Annotated in this window: 13 protein-coding genes; 8 read left to right on the top strand and 5 right to left on the bottom strand. The window is 32.4% G+C overall.

Going from position 1 to position 19298, the window contains the following annotated elements:
* The first annotated feature begins 15 nt into the window (after positions 1-15).
* Positions 16-216: a hypothetical protein gene (locus ATE90_RS08160; RefSeq protein ID WP_101451223.1), complete on the top strand. Its 201-nt coding sequence runs from the start codon at positions 16-18 to the stop codon at positions 214-216.
* Positions 217-364: 148 nt separating this feature from the next.
* Here ATE90_RS08160 and ATE90_RS08155 read toward each other — a convergent pair whose 3' ends face one another.
* Positions 365-934 (bottom strand): NUDIX hydrolase, encoded by a 570-nt coding sequence (locus ATE90_RS08155; protein WP_143741111.1) that lies wholly within the window; start codon positions 932-934, stop codon positions 365-367.
* 83 nt (positions 935-1017) lie between these two features.
* Between ATE90_RS08155 and ATE90_RS08150 the strand changes: the two genes are divergently transcribed.
* Both ATE90_RS08150 and ATE90_RS08145 read left to right on the top strand, forming a co-directional pair.
* The gene (locus tag ATE90_RS08150; RefSeq protein WP_052107524.1) at positions 1018-3357 is read left to right on the top strand and encodes a GH92 family glycosyl hydrolase; all 2340 of its coding nucleotides are present in this window, start codon (positions 1018-1020) and stop codon (positions 3355-3357) included.
* 11 nt (positions 3358-3368) lie between these two features.
* Entirely contained in the window at positions 3369-6032 is a 2664-nt protein-coding gene (locus tag ATE90_RS08145) for an outer membrane protein assembly factor BamB family protein (RefSeq protein WP_101451221.1), read from the top strand.
* 27 nt (positions 6033-6059) lie between these two features.
* Here ATE90_RS08145 and ATE90_RS08140 read toward each other — a convergent pair whose 3' ends face one another.
* The 4 genes from ATE90_RS08140 to ATE90_RS08125 form a co-directional block, all read right to left on the bottom strand.
* Positions 6060-6737, bottom strand: a complete 678-nt coding sequence (locus ATE90_RS08140) for a bifunctional 4-hydroxy-2-oxoglutarate aldolase/2-dehydro-3-deoxy-phosphogluconate aldolase (protein ID WP_036785267.1) — start codon at positions 6735-6737, stop codon at positions 6060-6062.
* A gap of 10 nt (positions 6738-6747) precedes the next feature.
* On the bottom strand, positions 6748-7794 hold the full coding sequence (locus ATE90_RS08135; protein WP_036785270.1) for a sugar kinase: 1047 nt from the start codon (positions 7792-7794) through the stop codon (positions 6748-6750).
* Positions 7795-8053: 259 nt separating this feature from the next.
* On the bottom strand, positions 8054-10771 hold the full coding sequence (locus tag ATE90_RS08130) for a PQQ-binding-like beta-propeller repeat protein (protein WP_036785272.1): 2718 nt from the start codon (positions 10769-10771) through the stop codon (positions 8054-8056).
* 8 nt (positions 10772-10779) lie between these two features.
* Positions 10780-11790, bottom strand: a complete 1011-nt coding sequence (locus ATE90_RS08125) for a LacI family DNA-binding transcriptional regulator (protein ID WP_036785275.1) — start codon at positions 11788-11790, stop codon at positions 10780-10782.
* 89 nt (positions 11791-11879) lie between these two features.
* On the opposite strand from ATE90_RS08125, the gene ATE90_RS08120 reads away from it, so the two are divergent.
* The 5 genes from ATE90_RS08120 to ATE90_RS08100 all read left to right on the top strand — a co-directional run bounded on the left by ATE90_RS08120 (position 11880) and on the right by ATE90_RS08100 (position 19289).
* Complete coding sequence (locus ATE90_RS08120; protein WP_101451219.1) at positions 11880-13367, top strand: aldehyde dehydrogenase family protein; 1488 nt, start codon at positions 11880-11882, stop codon at positions 13365-13367.
* Between the two features lie 12 nt (positions 13368-13379).
* Entirely contained in the window at positions 13380-14921 is a 1542-nt protein-coding gene (locus tag ATE90_RS08115; protein WP_036785280.1) for an acyl CoA:acetate/3-ketoacid CoA transferase, read from the top strand.
* A 17-nt stretch (positions 14922-14938) separates the two neighbouring features.
* Positions 14939-15637, top strand: coding sequence for an enoyl-CoA hydratase/isomerase family protein (locus ATE90_RS08110; RefSeq protein ID WP_162178842.1), 699 nt, complete (start codon positions 14939-14941; stop codon positions 15635-15637).
* 25 nt (positions 15638-15662) lie between these two features.
* Complete coding sequence (locus ATE90_RS08105; RefSeq protein WP_036785282.1) at positions 15663-17021, top strand: glycoside hydrolase family 88 protein; 1359 nt, start codon at positions 15663-15665, stop codon at positions 17019-17021.
* Between the two features lie 153 nt (positions 17022-17174).
* Positions 17175-19289 carry a metallophosphoesterase family protein gene (locus ATE90_RS08100; protein ID WP_101451216.1) on the top strand — a complete coding sequence of 705 codons (2115 nt, stop codon included), beginning with the start codon at positions 17175-17177 and terminating at the stop codon, positions 19287-19289.
* Positions 19290-19298 lie beyond the last annotated feature (9 nt).

Raw genomic sequence — 19298 nt, 5'->3', positions numbered from 1 at the left:
GGCGCTTCTTTTTGTTTGGAACCGTCTGAAGAACCTTATCATATAAATGGTGGTATTATTTTAAGAAATAATTTATCTCTAATTGGTGTTCACGGACCAACTTCTAGAGGAACAAAACACTCAATAAAGAATCAACCGGTTGGAAGTGTCTTTAAAATTACAGATCAAAATAATGTATTTATTACTGTAGAATCTGTAACACAGATAAAAAGTTAACCGTTTCTGTAATAGGAGGTAGATTTAGAAATTATATGAGCGATTGTCCAATTTTTATTGAAAATAAAAAAGCCGTTGTTCAGTTTTCTGGTTGTTTTGATAAAAATGAAAACGTGTATAATGAAATTATAAAACCTTCCAACTAAAATTATTTAGAAAGCGGATAAAAATCTTCCTCCATTTTTATCGTATTTACAAGTGAATTTGGTTTTTTAAAAATTCTGATGGAAGCACCCCAAACATATCTTTTTTTCTGATACATTTTTGTTAAAATAGCTTTCATCGTTTCAAAAGGGATAATTTTAATAGCTCTTTTTATTGGAAACCAAGCTATATCTGTACATCCTGGGGGAATTTTTAATTCACCTGATTTGTATTTTGCACTGTAATAATTAAATAATATTGGGTATGTACCTTTATTATAATAAAAAGTAAATAAACCACGTAAACGTAAATCTTTGAACTTTATACCCAATTCATCTGCCATAAAACCTGTAAATTCAGAAATAGTTCTAGGGTCAACATATTTTTTCCCAGCTAACTCCCAAATGCCATTGTATTTTACTAATAAAACTTCATTTTTTTTATTGGTTACACATAACTTAAAGTACGAAAAATTATTTTTTTGGGCAGAGAGGTAATAAGAGTTTAAAATAACTAGAAAAAATGAAAACAATATTTTGTTTAAAATACTAATATTAAGTTTTTTGAAAATCATATTTCGCAATTTAATTAATAAAATAACAACTTTTATTACACGTGTAATATATTCATTATATTTGATAATCAAATCATAAACTGATGAAAAAAAGTATGTATGCAAGTTTGCTAATTCTTTTGATTGTTTTCAATCATCTAACAGCATATTCACAAAATAAATTAGCCGATAAAGTAAATGTATTTATTGGTACAGGCGGTCACGGACATACTTTTCCACATGCAATGGTTCCTTTTGGTGCAGTTGCCGTAGGTCCAGATTGGGAAACCCAAGGGTGGGATGCTGCTGGTGGTTATCATTATGATGCAAAAAATATTTTAGGTTTTAGTCAAGTACATTTAAGTGGTACAGGCTTAATAGAAGGTGGTGATTTACTTCTAATGCCAACAGTAGGAAAAATAAAAGTAGACCCAGGAACTCATGAAAACCCCGATGCTGGTTATCGTTCACGCTTTTCTCATACTGATGAAAAAGCAACTCCTGGTTATTATCAAGTTCGTTTGCTAGATGATAACATCAACGCAGAAATGACAGCTACAGAACGTGTAGGTTTTCATAAATACACCTTTCCGAAATCTGACAAATCACATGTTTTATTAGATTTGGTGCACCATATAAAAGGCGGAGGAAGTGGCGTAAAACAGGCTTATATTCAAATTAAAGATACCCAAACTGTTACTGGTTATAGAGTAACAAGTTCAGTTTGGGCAGCAAATAGACAATTGTATTTTGCTATCAAATTTTCAAAACCATTTATATCTAATGTAATATATGATCCTAGAGGATTGGTTTTTAATAAAAAGAAAAAGTTCCTTTGGGATATGGTAGATTATTCTGCTCCAAAAATTAAAACATTTTTCAATTTTAAGACTGAAGAGAATGAAGAAATAATGGTAAAAATTGCAATTTCTTCTGTATCAATGAAAAATGCTTTAGAGAATTTAGAAACTGAAATTCCTCATTGGAATTTTACCAAAATTAAAAAAGAAGCTAGTCAAAAATGGGAGCAACAACTCCATAAAATAGAGGTAAAAGCAACGCCAGATATAGAAGCTAAATTTTATGCTGCTTTGTATCATAATAACATACATCCTACTATAAACCATGATGTAAATGGAGAATATAGGGGTATGGATCAAGAGGTTCATAAAACCAAAGATTTTACACATTACACCATGTTTTCTTTATGGGATACTTTTAGAGCAGCACACCCACTTTTTACAATTATTCATCCAGAAAGAACAAAAGACATTGTGAGTACAATGCTTAATTTTCAAAAAGAAAATCCACGTAAAATGTTGCCTATGTGGTCTATGTATCAAAACGAAAATACGTGTATGATTGGCTTACATGCATTGCCTGTTATTGCTGATGCCTATTCTAAAGGATTGATAAAAGAGGATGCAAAAGATTTGCTAAAATCAATGGTAATAAGCGCCAATCAACCCGGAATAGATAGTACAGCACACAGAAATATTTACCCCTCTTATTATGGACAACAACACTATCTTAAAAAAGGATACCATCCAAATGATTTGGTAAGAACAGGCGTTTCTGTAACATTAGAACACGCTTATGATGATTGGGCTGTAGCTTTATTTTCTGATAAATTAGGTGATAAAAAAACCACAGATACTTTTTTAAAAAGAGCACAATCCTTTAATAATGTTTGGGATGATAATTCTAAATTTTTTCGGGCAAAACTTAATAATGAAAAATTTATAGAACCTTTTAATCCAAGAGCGTATCACAGAGAAGATTTTCATGATAGAGATTATACAGAAGGAAATGCGTGGCAATATTTATGGTTTGTGCCCCACGATGTATACGGTTTAGCAGATTTATTAGGAGGTAAAAAAGCGATGAGTAAAAAGTTAGACAAACTTTTTACTTTACCAGAACAAGATTCTAAAGTTGGTGATGTTTCTGGTTTTATTGGCGATTATGCACACGGAAATGAACCTTGTCATCACGTAGCGTATTTGTATAATTATGTTGGACAATCTCATAAAACACAAAAACTAATTCATCAAATAGATAAAGATTTTTATAAAGCTGCACCAGATGGATATATTGGTAATGAAGATGCTGGCCAAATGTCTGCTTGGTATGTGTTTAGTGCTTTAGGCTTTTATCCTGTAAATCCTGCTGGTGGAATTTATGTATTTGGTTCTCCTCTGGTTGAAGAAGCAACTTTAAATTTAGAAAATGGCAAAATATTTAGTGTAAGAGTAAAAAATTATGGAGATAAAAATATCTATATTAAATCTGTACAGTTAAATGGACAACCATATAACGAGGTATGGGTTAAACATGAAGATATTGTTAGAGGTGGGATATTAGAATTTACAATGTGTGCTAAACCTACAAAATGGGGTAAAAAATCAAAACCTGTGCCTTATGCAAACGGTAAAGTAAATTAATTTTTTTGTTAATGAAGAATTTTAAACTAATTATATTTTTATTGCTTATTGTAGAAATATCTGCTCAAGGAATTATTGAAAACTCGAGTGGTGATTTGGAATTAGATGAGATTCGAAAAGAAATAACTTCTAATATTACACAAAGAAAAACCTTTAAATTAAGAGCTATAAAAATGAAGTTATGGGCTGCTATGTTGCAACAACAAGGCATTCCTTTAAAAGAGTATGTTGCTATTGATAATAGGTTAAACAAAGTAACAAGATGGAATAATCTTTGGAGTGGAAATAAACCACAACAATTTTCAGACAAGCAAATGCAAAAAGTTTGTTTAATTATTGATGCTGGTTATGCTATTTTAGAAAAATATCAAGCGATTGCTAATACTCGAAAATCAACAGATTTTACCAGTAATCTAAATCCTTTAAACTACAACAAACAAAAAGAAATTCCTTGGACATCATACAAAGGAAATGAGGGTTTATCTGGTTATACAGGTGCTTTTGGACCAACAAAAGGTGAGAAAGCTTGGAAATTCCCTATTGGTTTAGCTTGGGAATCAAAACCAGCTATAGAAGGAAGTCGTGTGTATATCTCATCACCAGGAATTAGAACCAAGTTGTATTGTTTAGATTTAAATACAGGAAAAACAATTTGGAAAACCCAACAAGAAATAGAAATTATGGGTGATCAATTATACCACGCTCCTAATAACCAGTCAAGTCCAGTTATTTTAGAAAATTATATTATGTATAGAGAAATGGGTGCAAGAGGGAACAAAGGCCCAACAAAAGACGTGGTTTTGGTTGATAAAAAAACAGGGGAAATTACTAAAGAAATTGAAGTTGGTCATGTAGATTATAGAGCTGGTCATGCTCCTTTTGCTGCTAATAATGATGTAGTTGTTTACCCTTTTGGTGTGCAAGATATTCATACAACACCCCCTTTAACACAAGCTTTTGACAGGATGATCGCCAAGAATATAAAAACAGGTCAAAAGTTATATGAAATGTATATTGGTTACACGTTTTCAGAACCTCATTTAGATAAAGAAAATTGGGCATATCAAGGAACTGCAGAAGGGTATTTATATGCTTGGAAAGCTGATGAAAGATTGCACAATAGGCCCAAGCCTAATTGGATGTTTAGAGCAGAAGGAGCTATAAATGATAAAGTAATTACCAGTGGAAACTTTGTTTTGTTTGGGGCAAATGATGGTGTTTTTTACTGCCTTAATAAAAGAACTGGTAAATTAATTTGGAAGCATAAAGTAGATATAATTGAAACTAACGCTTTCAAGCATTTTTCTGCACCTTATGTTGCAAACGGAAAAGTAGCTGTAGGTAGTGCAGACAAACATTTCTATGTTTTTGATATTAAAACTGGTAAAGTTTTAATCAATAAAAAGGCAGATGATTGGATTCGTTCAGCTCCAGTTGCATCAGAAAATAAATTCTTTTTTGCTACAATGAAAGGTACTTTATATGGTGTAGAATTTCATAAAAACAAATCCAAAGAATTGTTTAAAACACAAATTAGTCATCATCCTATTTTTGCTGATTTAAGCATAAAAGATGATAAAATTGTCATTAATGATTCTGATTTATACACGCATTGTTACAATACAAAAGGTGATAAAATTTGGAAAATTAGCACCATAGATAGTTTTGTAAAAGATAATACAAGAATATTTTCTGATCAAATTGCAGGAGGTGCATATTACCAATCTAAACCAACAGCCGCAGATGATATGGTTTTTGTAGGTTCTCCCTCAAGGTTTATTTATGCTTTAGATGCTAAAACAGGAAAAGAAATTTGGAAACATGAAATTGGAGCATCTATTTCTGGAGCACCAACTTATTATCAAGGTAAAATTTATGTAGGTCAACAAGGAGGTGAAGATGATTTTTACTGCTTGGATGCAAAAACAGGTAAACTCATTTGGAAACAAAATGTAGATTGGGTTTGGGGTTCTGCTACTTGTTCTGATAATATGGTTTATATCCCAGGAATAGATGGTTATGCCTGGGCTTTAGATTCAAATACTGGAGCTATGATTTGGAAAAAACCATTTTCACGTTCAGTTTGTAGTGAACCAGCAGTAGAAGGAAATATCGTTATTTTTGGAAGTTGGGACGATTATTTAAAAGCGTTTAATAAAAAAACTGGAGAATTACTTTGGAAATATAATGGAGGAGGTACAGATTCTGGTGTAGCTGTCATAAAAGATGGCAAAGTGTATTTAAAAAATAAATGCCTCGATTTAAAAACCGGGAAATTGATTTGGGAGTTTAAAGATGGTAATAACATTTTTAATATTACACCAGCTGTTCACGATGGAAAAGTGTATATGTCTTGTTGGCATGGTCTGGGTTTAGGTGGCGTTTGTATAGAAGCAGTTGTGTATTGTATAGATGCAAAAACTGGTGATTTGAATTGGACACAATTAGGTGCAGGATTAAGCAGTCCTGTTATTGGTGAAAAAGGTAATGTATATTTCTCAAATATTGCAGACCCATATTTTTACTGTGTTGACAGTGAAGGGAATATTGATGGCACAACCAACATAAAATGGAAATATAAAATGGGTAATAAGGTAGAAGAATCTGCACCAGCTTTATATAAAGGAAGAGCATATATTATGTCTTCTGATGGATATTTACATGCTATTAAATAAAAAATAACAACGACCATAAACAGCTAACTATTTTTCTAATGGTTGAAGCATTTTAATGATTTGTAATGTTTCCTGAACTATTTGTTTTAGTTTATCAAAATCTTTGTTTTGAATAATGTCCTTTGAAATCAGTTTAGACCCCACACCTACACAAGTAACACCAGCATCAAACCATCCTTTTAGATTTTCCTTTGTTGTTGACACGCCACCTGTTGGCATAATATTGGTCCAAGGTTGAGGACCTTTAATAGCTTTTATGAAGTTTGGCCCATAAGTATCTCCCGGGAATAATTTTACTATCTCACAACCCAATTCTTCTGCATTGGCTATTTCTGTTAATGAGCCACAACCTGCAGACCATAATACTTTTCGGCGGTTACAAACAATGGCAATATCTTCTCGTAATACGGGGGTTACAATAAAATTAGCACCCAATGACATATATAAAGATGCTGCTGCCGCATCGGTTATAGAGCCAACACCTAGTATCATTCCTGGTAATTCCTTTATTACATATTTGGTAAGTTCTCCAAAGATCTCATGAGCAAAATCTCCTCGTGCTGTAAATTCCAATAACCTGGCTCCTCCGTCGTAGCAAGCTTTTAAAATGTTCTTACTTAATTCTATATCTTTATGAAAAAATAATGGGACTAACCCTGTACTTTTCATCACTTGTGCTACTTCTATTCGTGTGTATTGTGCCATTGTATTTTGTTTATCGTGCTACGCGTCCAGAGGCATCACCTTCCATTAATTTTTCTACTTCTTCAATCGTTACTAAGTTGGCATCTCCTTTAATAGTATGCTTTAAACAAGAGGCTGCTACTGCAAAATCAAGTGCATTTTGGTTATCTTCTGGATATTTAAGTAATCCATATATTAAACCTCCCATAAAAGAATCTCCTCCTCCAACTCTATCCACAATATCTGTAATTTGATATTGGCGAGTATAGAACATTTTTTTTCCATCGTATAAAACACCAGCCCAAGTATTATGAGATGCAGAAATAGAACCTCTTAATGTTGTAATTACTTTTTTTGCGCTTGGGAATTTTTTTATCATTTGCTTACAAACAGATAAAAATGCTTCTGCTTTAATATCATGCCCATGTTTGTGCACATCTAACCCTTCTGGATGAATACCAAAATGCTTTTCTGCATCCTCTTCATTTCCTAAAATGATATCGCAATAAGATGTAATTTCTGTCATTATTTTTTCTCTATGTGCATCATCACAATACTTCCAAAGTTTAGCTCTATAATTTAAATCTGTAGAAATTGTAATTCCTTTTGCGCTTGCAATTTTAACGGCTTCTAAACAAACATCTGCAGCTCCTTGAGATATTGCAGGTGTAATTCCTGTCCAATGAAACCATTCTACACCATCAAAAACGGCATCCCAATCGATCATTCCTGATTCTATTTCAGCAATAGCAGAATGTGCTCTGTCATACACCACCTTAGATCCTCTAGACACAGCACCTGTCTCTAAAAAATATATTCCGAGGCGATTGCCACCCCAAATAATTTTATCAACCCCAACACCTCTTTTACGCATTTCCATCATTGCACTTTCACCGATATCATTTTTCGGTAAACGTGTTACAAAATCTACATCTACTCCGTAATTTGCTAGTGAAACTGCTACATTAGACTCTCCTCCTCCGTATATGACATCAAAACTTGACGCTTGCGAAAATCTTAAAAATCCTTGAGGAGCTAAGCGCAACATGATTTCCCCAAATGTTACTACTTTTTTCATATTAAAAATAATTAGATTTTAAATTTATAAATTAAATAATCTTATTAAAACATTGATATTTCTGGAATATAACTTACCAACATTAAAATAATTATTATTATCATCAGACTCGAACCTTTAACATGGCAAAACCAACATAAAGTGTAAATATATAATGGTTAATAAGGTAGGAAAATCTACACTAGCTTTATGTAAAGGAAGCACATGTATTATGTCTTCTGATGGATATTTACATGCAATTAAATAAAAAATAAATTGCTTATTCTACAGCGTGCACATATCCATCACCAGCAAGCGCGAACACTTTATCTCTATAAATACAAAGGGTAGATTCTTCAATACGAGTTCCCATTTTATAATTCCATAATAATTTTCCTGTTTCTTGATCTAAACAATACAAATACGGATAGTTTCCAGAACCAATATACAGTCGTCCATTAGCTAAAGCAGGTGCAGATAAACCTCCTCCATCAGGAAATGTCCAATTTACTTTGGCTGTTTTTGCATCTACGCTATACACTTTTGAGGTTAAAGGAACTCCTTTTAAACCAATACCAACTCTTGCTGTAAAAAAGCCTTTGCCGTTATGAAAAGCCGGGCTTGCATTAAAATTTGTATACTTTCCTTTATCACTTTCATTTGTGTTTCCTTCTGTTAAAATTTCACCAGTTTTAGAGTTAAAACTCATAAAAATATTACTGTGATGAGGCAAATAAATTTTACCATCTTGAGAGATAAGGGTACCAGAATCTAAACCAACACCATTGGCTTTCCATATAATTTTTCCAGTTTTTTTATTGAAGGCGTATAAAGATCTACTCCAAGATCCAAAATAGACAATATCCCCATCAATAGCAGGTTCTGCAGGAACTGATTTTGCAGTTGGGTACATCCAAACAATATGGCCGGTTTTCCCGTCTAAACAAACTGCATAACCATTAACTGTAGGCACGTAAACTAAACCGTCATCTACTGTTGCAGAACCCCAAACCCATCCACCAGGAACAGTTTGCTTCCAAACGACTTCGCCAGTTTCTGCATCTAAACAGTAGAAGAAACGTTCTCCTCCTTGTTGACCGACATATACTTTTCCGTCCATAATTGCAGGTCCAACTGAAATGGCTCCTCCCATTTCAAATTTCCATTTTTCTTTGCCTGTATCAGCATCAACAGCATATAAAAAACCAGCAGGATTTCCAAAAAATAATTTATTATTTGCTGCTGTCGGTTTGGATTGATAATAGGTACCACCAGAAAGTACATCCGTAAAAATACGTTCTCCTTCGTTGTCCCAATAAGCTGATAAAATGCTGTGTTTCCAAATTACTTTTCCGTCTAAATCCAAGCAAAACGTTAGTAAATTACTGTCGTTTAAAACAATTTTATCTTCAGAAATTGTTAAATCTGCAAAAATAGGATGTGTGCTAATTCGCTTGCACCAAACTTGTTTTCCGTTTTTCTTATACTTGTAAATATTTCCTTGTACATCAGCGAAATAAATGTGCTTTTTAGTAGCAACTGGTTTTGCTCTTATCCAATCTTTTGTTTCTTTTTTCCAAAGAATATCACCTGTATTTACATCAATTGCGTATGCATTTTTATTTGCAGAACCTATGTATAAAACGTCATTATCAATTAACGGATTTGTAAAATGTTTACGCGCTCTTTTTTCAATTTTGTTTACTTTTTTAGACCAAAGTAATTTTCCATCAACTTCATTTAAACAATAGATAACACCATCATTTGCGCCAAAATACACTTTTCCATCGTCCAATAATACTTTTGTATTTATAGCACCTTCAGCTTTAAAATTCCAAGCAATTAATTTTTTTTCATTGGTTGCTTGTTCGTTATTAAAGTTTTTTTGACCCGAAACACCAGGCTTTAAGTTTAAAGCGTATAAATAACCTTCAGTAGTGCCTTGAAAAACTTGATATTTAGACAAAACAGGTTCTGCAAGTGCATCAATATCACCTACATTAAAATCCCACATTTGTTTTTTATTATTTTTATCTTTACAAATTAATCTATTAAAATTTTGACAAACAGGCGGATATTGATAAATATCTGAAACTCCAAAAGGATAAACCACATAATCGCTATTACTTGCAACAGGTGCATTTTGCGTTCTATAATCTACATGACCTGCATAAGATTTTGAGATGGTTTTACCTGTGTTTTTATCAATATACACTAGGTTTTTTGCTTGTCCTTTATTGCCTCCGTGACTATTTACTTCACGTAAAATTATTTTATCACCTTGAATTACAGGTGTCGACATCATTGCAGGATATTTGTAAATACCAAATAACGGATGCTCTTGTGTTGATTTCCAAAGAATTTTCCCTGTTTTTAAACTTAGCTTAAAACACGTAGTGTACATTCCTGGTGAAGTTACATAAACACTACCATTTTCAATAACTGGACGCACATACCAACCCAAACCTACAGGGAATTTCCAGGCAGTTCTTCCATATTTTGGACCTGGTGCCTCTGAATATCCATTGTTGTGTTTGTTGGATTGAAACATGGGCCATTCAGCATCCATATTTCCACCTTTTGGAAATCCTTTTCCATCACTTTCAAAAGGTTTAAAAATTGAACCATTTTTTAAATACTCATTGTGAATCTCTTCTAATTTTGCGAAACCTGCATCAATTAAAACAGTCATTTTTTGAGTTGCTTCTATTTTTTCTTTTCCTTTTTTTCTATTTACTTGGTTTTCTAGCTGATAATATTTTTTATCAATATCATAAAATGAACGTAAATCTGCACCTAAATGTTGCAATGTTCCTACCCACATATACATCAAAACAGAATGTTCTCTAAAATTTTCTTTGGTTGTTGAATTGGTAACAATTTCTTTACGAACTCTATCTATATCTTCACTTCCACTTGTGGTAAATGAGTTTTGAGCATCTATAACAAAAGTTTGTATTAAAAATAAGACTGTAAAAAATAGTTTTGAGGTTTTCATATATGTGCTTATTTTTTTTCTGTACTTTCTCTAAAAATAATCTTACCTTCTATTAATGTGTTTTCTGTAATGGGTTTATTATTAATAAGAAGTAGTAAATTTTCTAAAGCTTTTTCAGTAGCTTTTTTTAAATTCAATTTCACAGTGGTTAAGGGAGGGTTTAAGAGGCTTGAAATTTTTACATGTCCAAAACCACTAACAGCAATATCATCTGGAATTTTCAAGTCAAATTTTTCACAAGCATTGTAAACTCCTATCGCAATAGAATCATTAGCGCAAATAACTACCTCTGGTAAATTGTTGTAGTTTTCAAGAAAAGTACTAAAATCTTTTTCTGCATTAGTTTTATCTAATTTTGTATTTAGACACCATTCTTCAGGAACCGAAATATGAGCTTCTTTTACTGCTTTATTAAAACCATTTAACCGATGCTTACTAATACTGATTTCTTCATTTCCGCTGATAAACATCAACTTTGTATACCCTTTATTAATAATCTCTTTTGTAAGCTGATATGATAAATTCTCATCATCAAAAAATACACCAATAGCATTTTTTAAAGAAACAGGTTTGCGATCTAAATATATAAAAGATTTGTTATGCTTATTTAATAGATTATGTACTTTATGTTTTTGAGAAGTAGCTACAGAATCAATGATAATTCCATCAACATTCATAGAAAGTAAAGATTTTACATTATCCAATTCAGCCTCTTCATTTTCAAATGATACCATTAATATTATGTTGTAACCAACTTTTTTAGCATTACTGTATAATTCTTCTATTATTGTAGAAAAGAAAGAATGATTTATTTTTGGCACAATTACACCAATAGTATTTGTTTTTTTTGTGGATAAACTTCTACCTACAATATTGGGTATATAGCCTAATTCGTCTGCAACTTTCTTTACTTTTTCTCTTGTGCTTAGAGCAATATCAGGATGATTTTGTAGAGCTTTGGTTACAGTAACTCTAGAAATATTAAGTAAATCTGCTATATATTTTTGATTTATTTTCACGGAACAATTTAATATGATTTTTGGCTAAGCTACAAAATATATTACACGTGTAATATATTTTAATTACATTTGATAAATATTTAAAAAAAATGAGCAAATACAAATTACCAAATAAACCATTTGAATACCAAAACTTCATAAATGGTGAATATATAAATTCATTAAGCAATGAAATTTTTGAGAGAAAAAGTCCTGCTCACGGAAATTTAATAGGAACTTATCAATTAAGTAATAAACAAGACACAGAACAAGCTATTTCTGTTGCCAAAAAAGCTTTTAAAAGCAATTATTGGTCAGATATGGCAGGTTCAGATCGTGAAAAAATAATCAGAAAAGCAGCTTCGATTATAAGAGAAAGAGCCCACGAATTAGCTTTAATAGAAACTTTAGAATCAGGAAAACCGATTAGTCAGTCATTAGATGAAATGGAATGGGCAGCAGGTATTTGGGATTATGCCGCAACTTTAGCAAGACATATAGCTGGAGATGTAAATACAAATCTTGGAAAAGATATGACAGTGATGTTGCAAAAAGTACCAATTGGTTTAGTTGCTATGATAACACCTTGGAATTTTCCTTTGCTAATTATTTCTCAAAAACTACCAATTGCTCTGGCTGCAGGTTGCACCGCTGTTATAAAACCATCAGAAATGACTCCTGGAACAACATTGTTATTGGGAGGTATTTTAAAAGAAGCAGGTTTGCCAGATGGTGTTGTAAATATTCTTGCTGGTTATGGTGATCCTGTTGGAATGACGCTTTCTGAAAGCAATAACGTAGATATGATCACTTTTACAGGAAGTACAGATGTTGGAAAACATATTATGAGAGCTGCATCTGGGAATCTTAAAAAAGTAGCACTAGAATTGGGTGGAAAAAATCCTCAAATTATTTTTCCTGACGCAAATATAGACGCGCTTATAGATGCTGTTGTATTTGGTGTTTATTTTAATATGGGAGAATGTTGTAATAGTGGAAGTAGAATTATTATTCATGAAGATGTTGTTGAAGAATTTCAAGAAAAAGTAGTAGCGCATTCTAAAAAAGTAAAACTGGGCGATCCCTTAGATCCAAGTGTGAAATTTGGGGCAATCATCAACAAAATGCAACTAGATAAAATTAAAAAGTATGTAGATTCAGGAACTGCTCAAGGAGCAAAACTATTGTTGGGAGGAAATCAAATAACCATAAATAATGGCAATTATTTTGAACCAACAATATTTACGGATGTAAAACCGGAAATGGAAATTGCTTGCGAAGAAATTTTTGGACCAGTACTTTCTATCCTAACTTTTAAAACAAGAAAAGAAGCCATAGAAATTGCAAATAGTACACCGTTTGGGTTGTCTGCTGGTGTCTGGACAAAAGATCTAGATACTGCAATGATTATGACTAGAGAGATTGATGCAGGTACAGTTTGGGTTAATAATTGGATGTCTGGTAATCCCGAAATTCCTTTTGGAGGTTTTAAACAAAGTGGAATTGGTAGAGAGTTAGGTCCAGGTGCTATTGATGAATTTATGGAAACTAAATCAGTAATGATTAAAACAGAAGTTTCTAACGGAAGCTGGGTTTAAAAAGGGAAGTACATGAGAAATAAAAAGTTTCAAATTGTAAGTGCAGAAGAGGCAGTATCTTATATTAAAGATAATGATACGGTGGTTTTTGGTGGTGCAGGTGCTGGTCACGCAGTTCCTGATAAAGTGATGGAACATTTAGGAAAACGTTTTGTAGAGACAAATTCACCTAAAAACTTAAAAACCATTCATCCCTGTGGTATTGGCGATAATGATACAAGAGGATTAAACCATATTGCTTTTGAAGGTTTAATAGATACAAATATTGGCGGTTTTTGGGGAAATGCACCAAAAATGTCTGCTTTAGCAAAAGAAAATAAGATAAAAGGCTATAATTTACCTCAAGGAGTATTAAGTCACTTAATGAGAGCTTCTGCTTCAAAAAAACCAGGTGTTATTACAAAAGTTGGCTTAAAAACATTTGTAGATCCTAATGAAGAAGGCGGTAAAATTAATGCGATTACAACAGAAAATTTTGTTTCTCACTTAATGATAAAAGGTTCAGATTATCTTTTTTATCCTTCAGTAAATGTAGATGTTGCCATTATTAGAGGCACTTCTATTGACAGTGAAGGTAATTTAACTATGGAAGAGGAGGTAGGTTCTTTTTCAATGCTATCAATTGCGCAAGCAGCAAAAGTAAATGGCGGAATTGTAATTGTGCAAGTGAAGAACATCAACACTAATAATTGTATTCCAGGTACTATAAAAGTGCCTGGTGTATTTATCGATTATGTGGTTCAAGACAAAACGCAAGGAATGACTTTTATTTCTACTTTTGATAAAGCTTTAGTGGATAGAAAAGAACAATATACCTCTGATGATTTAAATTTAACAGGTTTAAAGCGCATTATTATGCGAAGAGCTTCTCTAGAATTAAAAGAAAATATGTTTGTTAATTTGGGTTACGGTATGTCTGATGGCGTTCCAATTGTAGCCCAAGAAGAAGGTATTGCAGATAAATTAATCTTTATGATAGAGCAAGGTTCTACAGGTGGTATACCAACAACAGGATTAAATTTTGGCGCGATGTATAATCCAACAGCTATTTTAGATGATGGTTATCAGTTTGATTTTTTTCAGGGTGGCGGTTTGGATATTGCTTATTTAGGATTTGCTCAAATAGATCAATTTGGTAATGTGAATTCTAGCAGATTTGGAAACATTTTAACAGGTTGTGGAGGTTTTATTGATATTTCACAGAACGCTAAAAAGGTTGTTTTCTGTGGGTCATTTGCTGTAAAATCGCAACAAGAAATTACACCGGAGGGATTAGAAATAAGCAATTCTGGTAAGTTTACTAAATTTATAAATAAAGTAGAACAAATTACTTTTTCTAGTGAATATGCTTTAGAAAATAATCAAGAAGTGTTGTATGTAACCGAAAGAGCCGTTTTTCAATTAACTAAAGAAGGATTGCTTCTTAAAGAAATTGCAGCAGGAGTAGATTTGCAAAAAGACATTTTAGAGATGATGGATTTTGAGCCCGTCATGAATAATCCACTGCTTTATTTTGATTCCAACATCTTCAAACATGGCAAACTAGAATTATGATAAGAAAAAGCAGTAGTATGACAGATTTAATTTTATCATCCTTACACAATGGCGTTTTTACAATTACGTTAAACTATCCAGCAAAAATGAATTGTATGGGGTTTGAAATGTTAGAAGGATTGAATGATGCTATTAATTTTGCGAAAAAAAGTGAAGACGTTAAAGTAATCGTAATTACAGGTGCTGGCGAAAAAGCATTTTCGTCGGGTGCAAATATTAAAGAATTCAAAGCTTTAAAGGACGTTGAAATTACACGTTGGATAGAATTTGGGAATGGTATTAATAACAATATTGAAACGATTAGCAAACCAACAATAGCTTATATTAATGGCTATGCAATGGGTGGAGGGTTAGAATTGGCTTTGGCTTGCGATTTTAGATTGGCATCTAAAAATGCCATTTTAAGTACTCCAGAAGTTTCTAATGGATGGCTTCCTGGTTGGGGAGGAATGACGAGAATTAGACGTTTGGTTGGAGAAGCAAATGCAAAAAAAATAATTCTTCTTTCAGAAAAAATTGATGCAAATTCAGCACTACAAATAGGATTAATTACAAAAATTTCTACAAAAGAAGAACTGCATATTTTCACAAATAATTTGCTAGAAATAAAACCTCAAGTGTATGCGATGGCAAAATCTGCATTAATGGATGCTACTAGAACTACTTATGGATCTGATATAAATTTTGATGTATTAGCGGTAAAAATTTCTTCCTAATAAAAACCAAAGAATAACAGAATTTATGATACTAAGTGATATAAATATTCAAGATTTAAAAAAACCTTTAGATACTTTTTGGAAGCTAGCGACTGAAAAAGCGTTGCTGTTACACAAAGAATATGATACAAACCAAGGTTCTCCTGTTTTTACGGTACATGGAAAATATACAACAAGAGGTTGGACAGAATGGACGCAAGGTTTTCAGTATGGAATTACATTATTAATTGCAGAAGCAACTTCAAATAAAGAGTTATTAAAAATCGGAAAAGAAAACACTTTTAATAATATGGCACATCATTTAAGTCATTTTGGTGTACACGATCATGGTTTTAATAATTTAAGTACCTATGGAAACCTGCTACGTATGGCAAATCAAAATTTGTTTGATGCCAGCAAAGAAGAAAAAGAGTACTATAAATTGGCATTAAGGATGTCCGCTTCTGTGCAGGCTAAAAGATGGACAAACACAAAAGAGGGTGGTTTTATCTATTCTTTTAATGGACCACATTCCTTGTTTATAGATACCATTCGTACTGCAAGAATAGTTCTTGCGGGTCATAAATTAAAACATCGTTCGCTAGATGAAAACGATACAAAAATAGATCTTTTACAACGTGCAATTGAACACGCCTTAACAACGGCAAAATATGCTGTTTTTTATGGAGAAGGTAGAGATATTTATGATGAATGGGGGCGTGTTGCACACGAATCTATTTTTAATACAAATGATGGTAAGTATCGTTGTCCAAATTCACAACAAGGTTTTTCTGGTTTTACAACTTGGACTAGAGGTTTGGCTTGGGCAATGGTAGGTTTTTCTGAATTTTTAGAATTTTTAGAAAGCGAGAAACTTTCTTTTGAAGGTCTTGAAGATGTAAAAGCAACACTTTTAAAAGCCGCAAAAGCAACTTGCGATTTTTATATAAAATATACTTCATCAAACGGAATTCCTTATTGGGATACTGGCGCGCCAAACATCAACAAACTAGGAAACTATAGCGAAAGAGAAGCAGAGATTAATAACTCTTATGAACCGATAGATAGTTCTGCAGCAGCAATTGGGGCTCAAGGACTTTTAAGACTTTCTCATCTTTTAAAAGAAACAGAAGCAAAAGCTTCAAAAAAGTATATGCAAGCAGGTTTAGGAGTCTTACAAACTTTATTGTCTGATGATTATTTGGCAACAGAACCAACACATCAAGGTATCCTAAAACATTCTGTTTATCATTGGCCAAATGGATGGGATAATGTACCTAAAGGAAGTAAAGTTCCACAAAACGAATCTAGTATGTGGGGAGATTATCATTTGGTAGAACTCTGCTTTTTAGCAAAAAAAATATCCGAAGATAAATACTATACGTTCTTTGATATGATTCATTAATTTAAAATCAAGAGTTATGTTTCATTTTTTACACGTAACCATAGATACTTTATATTGTAGTACTTAAATTACTTTATTAAGTAATAAAGGTTAATGTTTTATTAGTGCTTTATTAATAAGCAGGTATTATTATTGTGTTATTAAGAATAGAAGATGCAAAGACGAAATTTTATTAAAAGAACTGCGGTGCTATCTGCTGCTGCATTTATATCTCCAAGAATATTCGCAACCGCAAATAGTTACAATACTAAAAAAGAAATTTTTAAAGGATTTATAGTTTCCGATTCGCATTTTGGTTGGGCACATAAAATGCAACCTACCATTAAAGAGCAAGCAGAAGCTGTAAAAAATATTTTGAATAAATTTGCAGATTTAGATATTTTTTTAGATACTGGGGATGCTCATCATAACGATCATCATAACAATGCAAACCCACACAAAGCCCGAAAAGATTGGGTAGATATTATACAAGGTGGTTGTGGCCAACTTCCTTTTTATTACGTAATTGGGAATCACGAATTACGCTCAAATGAAGATGATGATCCAGAAATGCGTTCAAATATTATGGGGAGTAATACCTGCAGACCCTATTATAGTTTTGATATGCAAGGCATTCATTTTATCTCTTTCCCACAACTGATTAGAGCTACCTATATTACAGAAGAAGCTTGGGATTGGTTGGATTTAGATTTGGCAATAAACAAAGACAAAACCATTGTAATGTTATCTCACAATAATATTATTGGCACAACAAGAGGAAATGAAAATGGGTATAGAGGTGTAATGGATAGTGATAAAATGGTCGATATTTTTAAGAAAAATAAAAATATTATTGCTTGGATGCACGGACATAATCATAATTTTGAAGTCATAAATAGAGATGATATGTTATTCGTTTCTAATGGAAGAATTGGTGGTTTTGATCCTAGTAGAGGTAAATATGGTATAGGAGGTGTTTATTTTGAAATCACAAAAGAGATGCTTACTGTAAAATGTTATTCCGCAGAAAAAGATATGTTTTTAGATTCTTTTGATGTGTCTTTAAGTCAAACACTTGATGTAAAAACTACGTTTGATAACAAAGCAGATTTCGCTTACAGTTATGGAGTTGGTGGAGCAGTAAATGGCGAACGTATTCCTGCATATCATCATCACGTTGGTGAAAATACCAAATCAGAATTATTTTTAACAGGTTGTGAAAATGCGGTTATTAACGATGATCACGCAATGACAAAATACACAGAACGAAAAGCGTATCATGGATTAGATAAAATTTTGTTTGCTGCAAAAGTGAATCACGGAAATGCTGGTTTTGAATATGCAAATCCAGGAATTCGTTTAAAAGCAAATGATAACTGGTGGACTACCTTAACAATGCCATCAGATAATTATGATAAATATTCGTATTATAGATGTCCATTGGGTCAAAAGTACAAAGCGAGTATCGACTTAGATGTAAAAGGAATCAAAGGCACACAGCGTTTATGGTTTCGTTTGCATATTTATGATCTAAATGGACGAAAATTAAGAATTGTACAGTCAGATCAAATCATTTTAGGTGATGGAAGACAACAATTCGATTGTTTATTAGATGTGCCAAACTTGCCAGAATTTGATACGATTTATAGCAATCCAGAAAGCGATAATTTAGTAAACATCGCTGTAGAAGCTTCTTTTACTGGGATGAATACAGATGTAGATATTATCTATCTAAAATTAGAACAAGAACATACTTCTTTAAATACAGTAGATGCTGGTGTAATTATTGATACAAAAAGCTACCAAACCTTTGGTGTTTTGGCAAAAGGGGATATTAAAAAGATTGATTTAGAGAAACCTTTAGAAACAAGAAGTGTCAATCAAATTTCAACATCAGGAAACAAAAGAGTTACCTATTTAGTATGTCATTCAAATATGAAATGGCAAGTCAGAAATGCCACAGTAACGTATTTAGATAATCATATTAAAATAGGCAAAATAAGAAACCATATTTCGGATAAATTAGAGATTATTATCTCTCCACTTCAAAAAAATATAGGCCCTTATTTACATAGAGTTCGCTATGCAGAAAACATCAAATTAGTGCCTTATCAATCAAAAAACAGATCAATAAAAGCCACTATAGAAAATGTATTTCAAAATGCAGAAGTAGATTTTTATAGTACTAAAAAGCCAAAAGTGGTTGCAGGTGTTACCAGTTGGATTTATAAAGACAATATAGTCACCGCAAAAATATCAAAACCCACAACTGTTCTTGTTAAGTTTTAAAAATTAGAT

The sequence above is a fragment of the Polaribacter sp. Hel1_33_96 genome, from assembly GCF_002846595.1.
Lineage (GTDB): Bacteria > Bacteroidota > Bacteroidia > Flavobacteriales > Flavobacteriaceae > Polaribacter.
The sequence above is the reverse complement of the archived record's forward strand: the minus strand, read 5'-3'. Positions and strand labels throughout refer to the sequence as shown.

Coding starts and splice junctions, on each gene's coding strand:
- ATE90_RS08155 (WP_143741111.1), bottom strand. CDS start 934: ATGATTTTCAAAAAACTTAATATTAGTATTTTAAACAAAATATTGTTT.
- ATE90_RS08150 (WP_052107524.1), top strand. CDS start 1,018: ATGAAAAAAAGTATGTATGCAAGTTTGCTAATTCTTTTGATTGTTTTC.
- ATE90_RS08145 (WP_101451221.1), top strand. CDS start 3,369: ATGAAGAATTTTAAACTAATTATATTTTTATTGCTTATTGTAGAAATA.
- ATE90_RS08140 (WP_036785267.1), bottom strand. CDS start 6,737: ATGGCACAATACACACGAATAGAAGTAGCACAAGTGATGAAAAGTACA.
- ATE90_RS08135 (WP_036785270.1), bottom strand. CDS start 7,794: ATGAAAAAAGTAGTAACATTTGGGGAAATCATGTTGCGCTTAGCTCCT.
- ATE90_RS08130 (WP_036785272.1), bottom strand. CDS start 10,771: ATGAAAACCTCAAAACTATTTTTTACAGTCTTATTTTTAATACAAACT.
- ATE90_RS08120 (WP_101451219.1), top strand. CDS start 11,880: ATGAGCAAATACAAATTACCAAATAAACCATTTGAATACCAAAACTTC.
- ATE90_RS08115 (WP_036785280.1), top strand. CDS start 13,380: ATGAGAAATAAAAAGTTTCAAATTGTAAGTGCAGAAGAGGCAGTATCT.
- ATE90_RS08110 (WP_162178842.1), top strand. CDS start 14,939: ATGACAGATTTAATTTTATCATCCTTACACAATGGCGTTTTTACAATT.
- ATE90_RS08105 (WP_036785282.1), top strand. CDS start 15,663: ATGATACTAAGTGATATAAATATTCAAGATTTAAAAAAACCTTTAGAT.
- ATE90_RS08100 (WP_101451216.1), top strand. CDS start 17,175: ATGCAAAGACGAAATTTTATTAAAAGAACTGCGGTGCTATCTGCTGCT.